The 13,255-nt window shown below is 45.5% G+C and carries 11 protein-coding genes; 4 read left to right on the forward strand and 7 right to left on the reverse strand.

The window, feature by feature from the left end; translation table 11 throughout:
* Nucleotides 1-16: 16 nt before the first annotated feature.
* The 6 genes from L1076_RS05875 to L1076_RS05900 form a co-directional block, all read right to left on the reverse strand.
* The gene (locus tag L1076_RS05875) at nucleotides 17-400 is read right to left on the reverse strand and encodes a RidA family protein (protein ID WP_010447452.1); all 384 of its coding nucleotides are present in this window, start codon (nucleotides 398-400) and stop codon (nucleotides 17-19) included.
* 24 nt (nucleotides 401-424) lie between these two features.
* Nucleotides 425-1,093: a PAS domain-containing protein gene (locus L1076_RS05880; protein WP_039974952.1), complete on the reverse strand. Its 669-nt coding sequence runs from the start codon at nucleotides 1,091-1,093 to the stop codon at nucleotides 425-427.
* Nucleotides 1,094-1,647: 554 nt separating this feature from the next.
* Nucleotides 1,648-3,744 carry a methyl-accepting chemotaxis protein gene (locus tag L1076_RS05885; RefSeq protein ID WP_237303344.1) on the reverse strand — a complete coding sequence of 699 codons (2,097 nt, stop codon included), beginning with the start codon at nucleotides 3,742-3,744 and terminating at the stop codon, nucleotides 1,648-1,650.
* A 389-nt stretch (nucleotides 3,745-4,133) separates the two neighbouring features.
* The gene (locus L1076_RS05890; protein WP_061035893.1) at nucleotides 4,134-4,520 is read right to left on the reverse strand and encodes a GtrA family protein; all 387 of its coding nucleotides are present in this window, start codon (nucleotides 4,518-4,520) and stop codon (nucleotides 4,134-4,136) included.
* Nucleotides 4,521-4,524: 4 nt separating this feature from the next.
* Nucleotides 4,525-5,931: a glycosyltransferase family 39 protein gene (locus tag L1076_RS05895; RefSeq protein WP_063344526.1), complete on the reverse strand. Its 1,407-nt coding sequence runs from the start codon at nucleotides 5,929-5,931 to the stop codon at nucleotides 4,525-4,527.
* A 2-nt stretch (nucleotides 5,932-5,933) separates the two neighbouring features.
* On the reverse strand, nucleotides 5,934-6,974 hold the full coding sequence (locus tag L1076_RS05900) for a glycosyltransferase family 2 protein (RefSeq protein WP_237303345.1): 1,041 nt from the start codon (nucleotides 6,972-6,974) through the stop codon (nucleotides 5,934-5,936).
* A 152-nt stretch (nucleotides 6,975-7,126) separates the two neighbouring features.
* On the opposite strand from L1076_RS05900, the gene L1076_RS05905 reads away from it, so the two are divergent.
* Together L1076_RS05905 and L1076_RS05910 are read left to right on the forward strand one after the other, a co-directional pair.
* Nucleotides 7,127-7,804: a response regulator transcription factor gene (locus L1076_RS05905; protein ID WP_038871919.1), complete on the forward strand. Its 678-nt coding sequence runs from the start codon at nucleotides 7,127-7,129 to the stop codon at nucleotides 7,802-7,804.
* Entirely contained in the window at nucleotides 7,801-9,099 is a 1,299-nt protein-coding gene (locus tag L1076_RS05910) for a HAMP domain-containing sensor histidine kinase (RefSeq protein WP_237303346.1), read from the forward strand. Before L1076_RS05905 ends, L1076_RS05910 begins: the two co-directional genes overlap by 4 nt.
* A gap of 110 nt (nucleotides 9,100-9,209) precedes the next feature.
* On the opposite strand, the gene L1076_RS05915 is transcribed toward L1076_RS05910, so the two are convergent.
* Complete coding sequence (locus L1076_RS05915; RefSeq protein ID WP_237303347.1) at nucleotides 9,210-10,448, reverse strand: leucine-rich repeat-containing protein kinase family protein; 1,239 nt, start codon at nucleotides 10,446-10,448, stop codon at nucleotides 9,210-9,212.
* Between the two features lie 223 nt (nucleotides 10,449-10,671).
* Between L1076_RS05915 and L1076_RS05920 the strand changes: the two genes are divergently transcribed.
* Together L1076_RS05920 and L1076_RS05925 are read left to right on the forward strand one after the other, a co-directional pair.
* Nucleotides 10,672-11,568, forward strand: a complete 897-nt coding sequence (locus tag L1076_RS05920; protein ID WP_237303348.1) for a 1-aminocyclopropane-1-carboxylate deaminase/D-cysteine desulfhydrase — start codon at nucleotides 10,672-10,674, stop codon at nucleotides 11,566-11,568.
* A gap of 330 nt (nucleotides 11,569-11,898) precedes the next feature.
* A complete protein-coding gene (locus L1076_RS05925; protein ID WP_237303349.1) occupies nucleotides 11,899-13,233 on the forward strand; it encodes a LysM peptidoglycan-binding domain-containing protein in 1,335 nt (444 codons plus the stop codon).
* The last annotated feature ends 22 nt before the right edge of the window (nucleotides 13,234-13,255 follow it).

The following is a 13,255-nucleotide window of genomic DNA, read 5'->3' on the forward strand; positions in this document are numbered from 1 at the left end:
TATGTCCGAAGATCGGTTACTTTTTGTATGCAATGGCTTCAACTTCAACCAATGCGTCTTTTGGTAGTCTTGCTGCTTCAACGCAAGAGCGAGCTGGTGCGTTTTCTGTACCAAATACCTCTGTGTACACTTCGTTAAATGCGGCGAAGTTTTCCATGTCTGATAGGAAGCATGTTGTCTTCAATACTGTGTCTAGGCCTGCACCGCTTGCTTCTAGAACCGCTTTTAAATTCTCAAGAGACTGACGTGCCTGCTCTTTGATGCCGCCTTCAACAAACTGCATGGTTTCTGGAACCAGTGGTAGTTGGCCTGATGTGTAAACCATGTCACCATAAGCCGTACCTTGTGAGTAAGGGCCGATAGCTGCTGGTGCTTGTTCAGTGGCAATGATCTGTTTCACGATGTAACTCCTAAGTTATTAATTTTATTCTGATTTAAATTCACGGATAAACTTGTAAACCGCCTGACGGCTGATCCCAAGCTGCTCTGATACTTGTGTGGTCGTCTCTTTTAGCTCAAATACGCCGTTATCAAACAGACAACGAATGATGGCTTTGTTACGGCCTTTGCAAGAAATCGTCTCGTCTTGCTCCACCTCTGTGATCGCGGCGCTCAAGGCTTTTTGAATGACCTCATTAGCATTTTTGCTAAACGTCTCGCTGACTAAGGTTTGAGACACATTGCACTGCGGCATAAGCGTTTTAACGATTTCTGGGAATGGGAAGGATAAGTTCATATTGATGCAAAGCATGCCAATCGGCTTTTGCTCAGGGCCCGCCAAAATGCATGTGGTCGATTTCAGTAACGAACCATCCGCAGCATTAGTGAAGTAACTCTTTGGCGAGACCTCTCCGGTTTTCTCGAATGTGCTCCACATACGTAGACCCAAATCCGTGATAGGCGAGCCGATTTCGCGGCCAGTATGATGACCATTGACGATTTTCACGACTGAATTTTCTAAGCTTTCAAATGAATGAATGACCACTTCGCAGTACGGCCCGATTAAATCGGCAATCGTGTCTGCTAAACGAAAATAATTGCTTAAACATTCTCTGTCTTCGTCGGTGAATCGAACTTGCTTTACACTCATCATCTCGGTTTACATTTTTGAACTCAATGACTAAAAAGTACTCCTTTCGAGTTAGTTGAGCAATACAGGGTAAACTTCTGTAAACCTAAAAAATGCGTCTAAAACACCGCCAAAAACCGAAGAATTGATCGAAATCACGCACAATACTTGAACAAGATCACCAAAAACATATGAATTGGGTTTAATTTCTTAAACCTCATCAAAGTTTAAATATTTAAAATCAAAGATTGCATTTTTGAACACTTTAATGATCTAGAACAAGTTCTTAAAGTCAGTAAAAATCGCGTACGGTAATAACAAATTTAAAAGGCAATAATATTTATAAAATGCCATTCATTTACGATACAAAACAATGGTTGTGAATGAATAAAACATCAATAACTGCTCTCTCCAACCTTAGTCCATGCTGATAAGACGACGTGAATTTTAAAAAGACGCAAACGTTGAAGAAAATACCGAGAAAAAGCGGTGATCGAAGTGAAAAGAAGGAAGTACAGAACAAAAAAACCGAGCAGATTTACCTGCTCGGCTTTATATGAAAAATGAGGAAAGACGAATTAAGACAGCTTGAACTTACTCAGCTCACCGTGAAGATCGCTCGCTTTTACCGTCAACTCGTTACTGATTTCTACTGAAGAGGTCATCGTATCCATCACCTCTACCGCCGTGTCGTTGATGATCACTACATTGCGGTTAATCTCTTCTGATACTGAGCTCTGCTCTTCTGCTGCCGAGGCGATTTGGTTGTTCATATCATTAATGACTTCAATCGCTTGGTTGATTTCAGACAGCGCTAAGTGGGCAGCTTGTGTTTCACCTTTAGTATCATTAGCTTGCTTTTGGCTTTGCTCCATCAAGACCACAATTGATTGAGTTTCTTGTTCTAGACGGGCCAGCATCGTACGAATCTCTTCAGTTGATCCTTGAGTACGATTTGCAAGGTTACGAACCTCATCGGCAACCACCGCAAAGCCTCGACCCGCTTCACCTGCACGTGCAGCTTCAATAGCCGCGTTCAGAGCCAGCAGATTGGTTTGCTCTGCAATGCCACCAATCTCACTCAGAATACCTTGAATCGCCGTGCTGGAATCCACTAGGTTTTGTGTTTGTTGCTGCGCATCGTTGACTTGCATTGCCAAGCTATCTACCGCACTCGCAGCATTGTCCATGCGAGTCATACCATTTAGACTGTTGCTTTGTACTTGGCTCGCCGCCGCTGCCGCTTGGACCGCAGAGTTCGCCACTTCTTGAGCGGTTGCACTCATTTCATTGATGGCCGTCGCTAATGAGTTCACCTCATTTACTTGCGTATTCAATTGATCGCGAGAAGCCGCAGCTCGCGTTTGACCTTCGGTCGCATTCTTATCGACTTGATCAGCAGTCACCATCACGGTCAGCAGCATCTCTTGCATACGCGATAGGAAAGTATTGAACCAATGTGCCAATTGCGCAGTTTCATCTTTACCTTTCACTTCGATACGGTAAGTTAAGTCACCTTCACCTTGCGCGGCATCTTTAAAACGCTCAACCAGATTGTTTAGCACTTTACCCAGAGAGTTCGCGATCAAAGCCATCGAGGCAATACCTAGAAGAGCAGCGATGATCCCCGCCCACACACCTTTTTCAAGCGCTTTTGAATTCTGTTCATCACTCCATTGCGCGTAGTCATCGACGCTTCTTGCAAGGTGGCTACTGGGAACCGACACCATGACTACCCATGGAGCGTCACTCGTATCGATAGAAGTAATCGCATATTCATCACCGCCAAAGGTCACAAGACCAGCGCCTTGACGTTTTGCAATAGATTGGATGTTAGACCATTCAGAGGCCAGTTCAGAAGAGACCTTCTTACCGACCATATCAGCAGCGCGGCTGTTCGCTAGGGTGATGCCCTTCCATGATGTGATGAGGATTTTACCTTTGCCATCAAACAAGTTACGTGCAGATTGCTCGCTCTGGCTTTGTAGTTCATAAAGAGACAGATCAAACCCAAGAGAGCCGATGATTTTGCCATCTTGTTTGATTGGTTGACTGATCGTTGTGATCAACTCTTGCTTACCACGTACAGGATAAAAGTACGGCTCCATAACGAACGTTTTACCCGTTTCATAAGGCATTAAATGCCAATCGTCTTTACGTTCACCACTGCTATTTAGCTCCGTGTTGCTAAAGCTCTCCATCGCCACTGCATCAAAGCTATTTTGGTCATTTGGCGAGAAGAAAGGCGCCAGATAGCCTTGGCTGTTAAAACCCTCTTCTGGATTAAACGTCACTTGTTCTGGCCACGTTTTGTCTTGCCAAACCATGTAGCCCGCAAATACGGCTTTATTCTGTGCTTCTAGCGCGGCAGTAAACTGTTTAACAATAAGGTCTGCGCTTGCGTTGGTCTCTGCGCTCAACTCAATGATCGAACGTACTTGTTTTAAGTTTGCCAATACAGGATCAAGTTGGTTAGCAATATCCAACCCCTGCTGAATCGCGGTATTTTGCAAATCGGTGCTAGTCGCATCCGTCAATTGCGCTTTTACTTTCTCGTTCACTTGCTTGTTCACGTCAGTAAATGCGTTGGTTGTCATACCCATTGCAATCAATAAGGTGAAGGCCATTGCACCGCCCGCACTGACTGCGATTCGCGTACGTATACTGTTAAACATAGTCGCCTCTGTAACTGATGATAGATTGGCATTATTTTCTGAAATTTCATGGATTTTAAACAACAGAGGTGAACAGAAGACGTCAAGATATGAATGGAAAGAGAATGGAAAGATCAAACTTATTAACAGGGTTACGTATGAGGCCAGTTTTATATTTTAAGTGCATGAGCCCCACAATAAATAAAACCTAGAGAATCGATCATTAAGTCATTGTATTTATAGAATTTAAAATCAACATTCAAGATGAATCTTATACGAAAGTACCCATAGCTATTCACTCTCCTATACTGAGTATTAGATTAGCCAAACCGTGACTTGAGTCACGTTTAATTTTCTTCATCTCCCTGTTTTTAATGTAGTTATTCAGTATTAAAGCAAATAAGCTAGGATCAATATTCGCTAAATACCCATTTTGTACTGAGTAAGTAGTTACTCATCATGCCTACCAATATTCCGAAAACCAACGCGACGTACACCATATAGTTTTGAGTCCCAAACATAAGCGTCAAACCTTTGAAAGCCGCAAAGTTCGGCACTGCACTAATACAAGCACTCACCATAAACTTTTGCCATTGAGCAAACGGATCGGTTTTTTCTGCTTGAGAGAAAGTCAACCAGCGATTGCCAAGCCAAGTCGTGGTTGCCGCAAACAAAAATGCTATCCCACGAGCCAGCATCAGCTCCAGACCAAACCAATGGAACAACAGCGAAAAGATAAGGGTGTCGACTATAAAGCCGACACCACCAACCAGAGCAAACCTGATTAATTTGTGCATTCCGTTACCCAATCACACAGGTGTAGAGTGAGCGTTTCGATTTTGCTGTGAACTCGTTGGTACAACTCAACGCATTTTCATGAATCATGCTATCCACTTGCTGCGATTTACCAATCAGGTGGAATTTCTTTAGATTGTTTAAGTCATTCTTATCTTCAAGTTTTTTCGCCTGACCATGACTATAGAACTGGCCTGAGAACGGGCGCTTACCAATATAAAAGACCGGAGCGTTGTCATTAATTTGCGCGAAGATGATGCGGTCGCTGCGGCTGTCTGCTTTGCCCATATTCAAAACCAACATCGCAATCATAAGCAGGGCTGGTAACACCGCCGCCGTTCCGGTCAACCATTTAAAATCGTGTTTATCCACCAGCATCGCAATTAAGATACCCAACGCAGGCACACCCGGTAGTACGTAAGCAGGCAAAATATTCCCAGCCATAGTGAACAAGATCATTGGGGAAATCAGCCAACACATCAGGAAGCTAAATAGGCCTTGATGATCAGTTTCAATGGCTTTGAGTACCTTACGACGTTTCCACGCCAAGATAGGCAATACAATTGACCAAGGCGCAGCCGACTGCAGCCAGAATACCCAGATCATCCCACGTGGTTGATCATGAGCAGAGCCATACAGGTCCCCTTCCCAACCGCTGACAACAAAACGCTTAAAGTGCTCACCAACAATAAAGTAATCAATAAAGCCCGGCGTTGCCATTTCTGCCATGATGTACCAAGGCAGAGCAACCGCCAGCATAAGCGCCAAACCCGATACGATAGGAAACCGCTGCCACAAGGCTTTAAAAGCGCCAAAGAAACCATGCTGAATTACAAGCCAAGGAAATACTGCGATGCCCATGATCACTATCGCTACGGGACCTTTTGCCAACAACCCACAAGCCAAACCAAAGAAACCGAGGTAACCCCACAATCGGCTGTGTTTGTCTTTGCCGAGCCAGCAATAGTAAAAGCCGACCATCGCCATGGTCATTGCCAACGTCAGTGCCATGTCGGTCATCACTGCGCCCGCCGCAATTGAAAAGATGCCGCACGTCGCCAATACCAACGCTGCGATGACTGCATTAAAGCCTGCGCGATGCGCCATGAAAGCAACAAAAACAATCGTCGCAACACCCGCTAACCAATGAGGCGCGCGCACTGCAAATTCATTCAATCCAAACAGCTCAATGCCGTAAGCACTCATCCACGTGAATAGGGGTGGTTTCCCCCAAAAAGGCACGCCGTAATCAAACTGTGGGGTAAGCCAATTGCCGGTTTCCACCATTAAGCGCGCCATTTCGCCGTAGCGGGCTTCTGTGGTGTCCATCAAAGGGTAAGCGGCAAGTGAAATAAGACGGAGTAAAAGAGCAAACGCCAACAACAACCACAGATGGGTTTTATTAATACTCATGATTACGCGGTTTCTCCCAGTTTAAACTTCATGGTTTGGATGGATTGATGTTTTGCAGGCTGCTCGTAAACAGACTGAACAAGATAAAGAGGACGTTGCTTGGTCTCGACAAAAATGCGGCCAATGTATTCGCCTAAAAGGCCAATCGACAGCAATTGCACACCGCCCAATGCAAGTTGGACGACCATCATGGATGGGTAGCCAGTGACAGGCTCACCAAACACAACGGTTTTCATCACAATGAATGCACCATAAATAAAAGCACTGACCGCCACTAAGGCACCAGCAAGTGTCGCTAAGCGCAAAGGGCGAATGGAAAACGAGGTAATGCCGTCCATTGCAAGGCCAATCAGCTTGAGGTAGTTCCACTTGGTTTCACCACAGAAACGAGCGTCACGTTCAAACTGAACCGTCACTTGCTTGAAACCAGGCCAAGAAAAAATGCCTTTCATGTATCGGTTACGCTCTGGCAGCGCATTGATGTGTTTAACCACTTTTGCGCTCAATAAACGGAAATCGCCCACGTTCTCCGGCACATCCAATTTCGCCATGCTGTTAAGCACTTTGTAAAAACAAGCGGCCGAGAAGCGTTTGAACCAAGTTTCACCGTGGCGTTCACTGCGCTGCATGTTCACTACGTCATACCCTTCACGCCATTTTGATACCATTTGCGGGATCAACTCAGGCGGGTCTTGCAAGTCGGCATCAATCACGATCACCGCTTCACCTTGGCAGTGCTCCAAACCCGCACTCATGGCGGACTCTTTGCCGAAGTTACGGCTTAATGCAATACAACGAACGTCGCTAGAAGATTGAGAAAAGCTTTGCGCGATCATTAGGCTGTCGTCTTTGCTACCATCGTCGACATAAACGATTTCGCAGCGTTCTGGCATTTCATCCAAAACGGCGGCTAAACGACGATGAAATTCAGGCAAGACTTCTTGCTCGTTAAAGAATGGCACCACAACAGACAAAACTGTTTTAGGCTCAGTGTGTTGGCTCACCTTTGAAAAGGTTGCAGCGTGAATGTTGAAGGTTGACATGCTACTCTTCCACTAAATCCGATGAATGAATCCAGTCTACAAACATCAATGTGAAAGAGATGTTGTTGACATCTTTTTCACGTTCTTAGTGAATAATGTTCGGTTAAGACGAAGTCTTATTTTCGAAAACCCGCCCACTTGGAGAGAAATACATGAAACGCGTACTTTTAGTCGAAGATAATCGAGAAATCGCAGGCATGTTGTTCGATTATTTCGAGTGTGCAGGTATGGAACTCGATTATGCAGACAACGGCGAGCTCGGCCTGAAACTGGCGATGGAAAACACCTTCGACATAATCTTGCTCGATCTCATGTTGCCACGCATGGATGGCCTGACCATGTGTAATAAACTTCGCGATGCGGGCAACAACACACCGGTACTTATGCTGACCGCACTTGATAGCCGTGACGATATGCTCAAAGGCTTCCAACACGGCGCCGATGACTATCTGACCAAACCTTTCGACCTGGATATTCTTGAAGCGCGCATGATGGCACTGATTCGTCGTTACCGTGGCACTGTCGCATCGAGCAAGTTGGAATACGGTGAAGTGTCTATCGACCAAAAAACGCGTAAAGCGTACCGCCAAGATAAACTGCTGGCGCTCAATCCAACCACTTACACCATTCTAGAAATGCTTGTAAAAAGCGCACCAGACGTGGTGACACGTGAAGAAATCGCCTTCCAACTTTGGCAAGAGAACGAGCCGAACAACGACGTTCTGCGCAGCCACATTTACCAGCTACGTAACCAACTCGATAAGCCATTTGAACAACATGTGCTGATCACCGTGCCGAAAGTTGGCTTTCGCTTGGAGCCAGATGCATGATCAATCGCTTACTTGCTAGCACGCAAAGCACACAAAGTATGACAGGGCGACTCGCTCTGTTTTTCTCTTTGGTGTCGGTCGTGATTGGCATTTTTTGTTTTCTGCTGATTACAGGCGCACTGCTTTGGTCTGAGGATCGTGTCGGTGAACGCCGTATCATGATCGATAAAAAAGAAGCCATCGAGCACTTTCAGTCTCACCCTGAGCAAGGCGTGATTAAACTCGACTTTCTCACTACCGCATACAATGACATCCAGCTCATACCAGAACAGTTCCAACAATACCTGATTGGAAAAAGCCGATTTTTAGACGAAGTGGGTGACGAGCCAAGCTCCAGAATGATCTACATGAGCACGTACACTTACAAAGGTGTCGAACACCCCATCATTCTGATTTCCTTAATCGATGAAATCGAAATTACCTCTGAAGAATTCATTATGGTCGTCGCCATGGTGCTTTCTATCGTTGCGGTTTTGATTTTCTTGTTTGGCAGTTTATTGCTCCGTCTGTCGCAACGTTTGATCGAACCAGTCAACACCCTGAAAAACCAGCTAGACCAACATCAAGGTGACCCTTCACAAACGTTCAATGTTCCAGACAGCTCAGCCAAAGAGTTCCAAGCCCTTGCCGATGAGTTGAATGAATACCGTCATAAAATTAATCAGGTCATCAAACGCGAACAAGCCTTTGCACGATACGCGAGCCATGAACTGCGCACACCCTTAACCGTGATGAAAGGCTCAAGCAGCTTACTGGCGAGAAGTGCGAACACGGATTTTCAGACCCGCCAAGTGAACCGAATTCAGGATGCGACGCAGCAAATGTCGACCATGGTGGATGCCCTACTCGGCTTAGTGCGTTATGAACGCAATGCGGACGATTCACCGGTGCGCAGTATCACCGAAGAAGAGCTGAAACAAATCATCTTCCAAAGCCAAGCTCAGGCGGATGAGAAAGCACTCAGCTTTGATGTACAGATCGACGGAAACCCAAAAACGCGCGCGACCAATGCTGTGTTGACCATTATTCTTGGCAACCTGATTCGCAACGGCATCGCCGCGACACCATCGGGATCAATTCATATCAGCATGGGGGAAAACACCATCTCGGTACGTGATGAAGGCGAAGGCTTTTCGACCATTCCACATTCTGATGGGCACGGATTGGGTTTGATGATTGTGGATGATTTATGCCAACGTTATGGCTGGCAATTTAAGATTGGTACACATCCAGAGGGTGGATGTGAGGCAATGATTGTTCTTGCGTCAGAGCATCAAGAGACTTGCTCAGAGTAACTTCCTCAGCACTTGATTCAATTAAGGGGTATCTCATTGGCTCAGTATTAAAACGAGCAATTCGATACCTCTTTCTATCGTCTGTCGACCTTTCGCAGTTAAATAAAGTCTTATGCCGCAAGCGCAGCGAGTCGATTGAATGCCTGTGATGCCGATTCCGACGCTTCACACACAGAAAACACATCTTCGATAAAGCACTTCAACGCTCTAGATTCAATGGCTCTGATTGCGGCTTGCTGCTCGTCTGATAAGTAACCGTAAATGCTCGCCGCACCAAAGTCGCCGAAGATCATCTCACCTTGCTCATTCACCAAAGTATTGTGCGCATACAAATCGCCATGGCACACCTTGTTGTCGTGCAGGTGATTAAATACGTCCACCATCTGCTCCACAATAGAATTGACTTGCTCGACTGTCAGTGTAAACCCTTGTGGGAATGTATCTCGAGTACAGGTTTCCAACGTTGGCGGCAAACCTAAGTTGTAGTAACTGTTTGGGATCAGCTCCATCACCAACGCCAGTTCATCGCCATCATCGACTTGTGCGATGGATTTCACCAAGTTGTTGTGATGTCCAGCTTGCAAACATGCTTCAAGTTCATCATGTGGGTAGCCGTCACTGGTCACTTCACCCTTGAACACTTTTACCGCTACTTCACTCGGGAAGTCGTATTGAACGTCAGTCCAGTTAGCATGAGAAATCACGCCACTCGCACCTTGCCCGAGAACATGGTTAAGTGAGTAACTTTTTGTGGTCACTCTCGGCACACTATTTAGCGACGATGGGTGCTTGCAGAATGGGTTACCTGCAAAAGCAAACCACGCCAACTTAGGCAGCTTCATCAACACATCAGGGAACTGCTCTAGCTGGTTCGCAGAGAGACGAATCAATTCCAAATTAACCAAGTTTTCCATGCTATTTGGCAGTTGCTTGATGCGATTGCCCGCCAGTGCAAGTTTTCTTAGGCGCGATCTTTCACCCAGACTGTTGGGGAGAACTTCAATCTCGTTATCGGTCAGAATAAGCCAACGTAACTGAGTTGGTAGTGAGGCTTCACTCACCACTTTGATCTTGTTGGTTTTAAACCCAACCATCTCAAGGTTTGGCAGCTTGCCCAACACCTCTGGCAGATGGATGAACTGGTTGTTGGAAGCAAAGATGATTTTTAGCTTGGTCAGCTGTTCCAGCTCTGGTGGTAAATCTGACAGTGCGTTGCCAGATAAATCTAACACTTCAAGCGTTTCTGCAAGCTCTAAGATTTCCATAGGAAACTCAGTTAGCCCTTCCGCCAACTTCAGTTGTTTCGTTCCTACTAATTGTCCTGTTTTTAATTGTTCTAGAGTTTGCAAAACCAAGCCTTCTGATTGAGTTGAAATAAGCGGCGTAGTCTACTTGCCTTGAGACAGAAAGGCGAGCCATGGAATTGAATTCCCTGAAATCAAAACAGCCAAAACATCAGGAATAACCGAAATGGTTGTACTGAAACCCAGACTTTTTATCTGGGTTTAATGGCGTTACACTACGCGCCCTTTTTAACGGCAAGGTCGCGTGGTTGGACACGTCAGCAGTAGCATGAAACTCTCTGAAAGCCCGATAACTCAACACAACTTCAACGGTCATACGTTTTTCCTTAAGCGTGATGACATGCTGCATTCTCACTTTTCTGGGAACAAAGCACGTAAGTTTATGGCATTGATGGAAACGCAGAACAGCGACATCAAAACCCTCATCAGTTATGGCTCTGCTCAATCCAATGCGATGTACTCGCTTGCCGCTCTGGCGCAAATCAAAGGCTGGAACTTCGAGTTCTACGTTCAACACATTCCGTCTTGGCTTAAAGACTCCCCTATCGGCAACTATCGAGGCGCGCTCGATTTAGGTATGAATATCACAGCGATGCAGGACATCGAGTCCACTTTGCATCCAACCGAGTATATCGAGCAAGTACGTGGGTTGGACGACACAACCTTGGTTGTCCCAGAAGGTGGAAAAGCGACAATTGCCGAAGCCGGGGTAAAACAACTGGCGCGTGAACTGCTTGATTGGACACGCCTTGAAGGCAAAAAACAGTTTGCCGTAGCGTTGCCATCGGGAACAGGAACCACCGCGTTGTACCTGAGTAAACACCTCAAGCCACATGGAATCGAAGTCCTTACCTGTGCTTGCGTAGGGGATACCGACTACCTGACTGAGCAATTCAATACACTGGAAACTGAAAACCACCCAACCATACTTTCGGTGCGCAATAAACACCATTTTGGCCGTTTATACCAAAGCGACTACGAAACCTGGAATGCCTTGTACGACCATACCAACCTCGAGTTTGACCTGCTTTATGATCCTTACATGTGGCAATGTTTGCAGCCGTGGTTAGCAGAAAACGAGGATAAAACGCTCATCTATATCCATCAAGGCGGGTTGCTTGGCAATGAGTCCATGCTGCCGAGATACCAAAGAGAGTTTGAATAAGCTTGTTAGTACTTCTAATAAGCCACAGCGCTAGTGAGTGATTAACAGTTATTGGTTATTAAGTTTTCGTCAATAATAACCAATAATTAGCGCTTCACGCTTTGCTAAAATAAACCTTAAATATATCTACCCTCCCTTCGCATTAATAATATTTATTGCATCACCTCCTCGCTTTAAAAAACATTATTATCATTAAATACCTTACCCTGCGTGACTTTCGTTCTGACTATAGATTTAGTAAGTAAGCAAAAGGAATTGGTTGTTTTGTCTATAGTGCGTTCTTTTATTTGCCGCTAAGCTATCACCAATTAAATTCAAGAGGCGATATTAATGAAGCGTCCAACATCAACACGTGTGAGGGGAGCTGGCTACGCGCCACTTATCGACCCAGTAACGTCTTCGTCAAGTAACCGCTCACGCACAAACTACTCATCAACGTCAAAGAACGCGACCCAAGCAAGCTACGGTGCGGTCGTTAGCAACAGTCAATCTCAAGCCGAGGCTGGATTCGAATGTCGAATAAAAATTCATGCTCCCAAAGATGACTTAAATACCCTGCAGTCTGGTGTTTTTTCTTTAGCGAAAACACAAAATGAACCGTTGATAAAACGCTGGAGCAAATTGGAGCAAAATCAACCATCACTCTGCACGGTGTTATCTGCCGAATGTTTCGAAGCCGAAGACAAAACCCTTTTACATGAACTTTTTCAAGACATCGGCCTGAATCAAAAATTTAAAATCACCCCCAAGCCAGTTGGTAGTGAATATATTAATGCTGAGTTCTTACCATTTATTCCAGCGGTAGAAACCAAGGGGTTATTAGGATGGGCAGCGCAAGGTTATTACTATTATTTCCATGATGGGAAGCTAATGTATGAAATGGCGATCCTAGGGAATGATAAATTCTCTTGGCAAGTGACGGCTTCTACGGCCAACGGCATGAAAGATGAGCTCATTAGCCCAAAAACGTTTAACATGATACTCGCCCCTGTCGCTATTGAAGGTAAGAAGGCAGCAGCGCAACATATTTTCTATCGTCGCGAAAAACTCACCAATGACGCGCTTGCAGAAATCAACCAAACTTGGCTCGATCAACACGCCACTTTAATCGATATTGCTGCACTTAAAGCTGTGGGGAAGCAGCCTTTGCTGCCACGAACCAAAGCAGCCACTGAATCGGACATTAAACCCGTCCACATAAAAAATCATAAGGTGAGAACAAAAGACGACGGAAAACAAGAATGGTGGACAGACATTGCTCCTCTCTACGGTTTGTCAGCAAAAGCGCTGCTCAAACTCAATCCGACGTTTGAAAGTGATCCTATTTCATTAAAAGTTGGCGATGTGCTAACGGTCAACATTACGCAGCCGGCTCAAGCAACGGGCAATTCTGACCAGAGTTGCCCACAGAACGACTTCATCGTCGGGCGTGCCTATCCGCTTGGGGATATTTGGGGAAAATATTCAAAGCGAGATGTATGGGGAGAGTATTGCGGTGCAAACCAACCATCAACCGTCATCAATATCTTTAACCATTCCAACTTGTCACAGAATACACCTGTGTTGAATGTACAGAAGGTGGAAAATCGGTTGTTACGTGTGGCCGTTTCTTTTATTGAAGACGACATACAACTGACGCATATAACCAGTGTATCAAAGGCTTAACGGCCGCCAGCTGCGCTCGAAC

It is taken from the genome of Vibrio sp. MMG023 (assembly GCF_021654215.1).
Lineage (GTDB): Bacteria > Pseudomonadota > Gammaproteobacteria > Enterobacterales > Vibrionaceae > Vibrio > Vibrio jasicida.

What these genes read in the sequence shown, in the direction of transcription:
- L1076_RS05885 (WP_237303344.1), bottom strand. Translation starts at nt 3,744, where the DNA reads ATGTTTAACAGTATACGTACGCGAATCGCAGTCAGTGCGGGCGGTGCA.
- L1076_RS05925 (WP_237303349.1), top strand. Translation starts at nt 11,899, where the DNA reads ATGAAGCGTCCAACATCAACACGTGTGAGGGGAGCTGGCTACGCGCCA.
- L1076_RS05895 (WP_063344526.1), bottom strand. Translation starts at nt 5,931, where the DNA reads ATGAGTATTAATAAAACCCATCTGTGGTTGTTGTTGGCGTTTGCTCTT.
- L1076_RS05880 (WP_039974952.1), bottom strand. Translation starts at nt 1,093, where the DNA reads ATGATGAGTGTAAAGCAAGTTCGATTCACCGACGAAGACAGAGAATGT.
- L1076_RS05920 (WP_237303348.1), top strand. Translation starts at nt 10,672, where the DNA reads ATGAAACTCTCTGAAAGCCCGATAACTCAACACAACTTCAACGGTCAT.
- L1076_RS05905 (WP_038871919.1), top strand. Translation starts at nt 7,127, where the DNA reads ATGAAACGCGTACTTTTAGTCGAAGATAATCGAGAAATCGCAGGCATG.
- L1076_RS05890 (WP_061035893.1), bottom strand. Translation starts at nt 4,520, where the DNA reads ATGCACAAATTAATCAGGTTTGCTCTGGTTGGTGGTGTCGGCTTTATA.
- L1076_RS05900 (WP_237303345.1), bottom strand. Translation starts at nt 6,974, where the DNA reads ATGTCAACCTTCAACATTCACGCTGCAACCTTTTCAAAGGTGAGCCAA.
- L1076_RS05910 (WP_237303346.1), top strand. Translation starts at nt 7,801, where the DNA reads ATGATCAATCGCTTACTTGCTAGCACGCAAAGCACACAAAGTATGACA.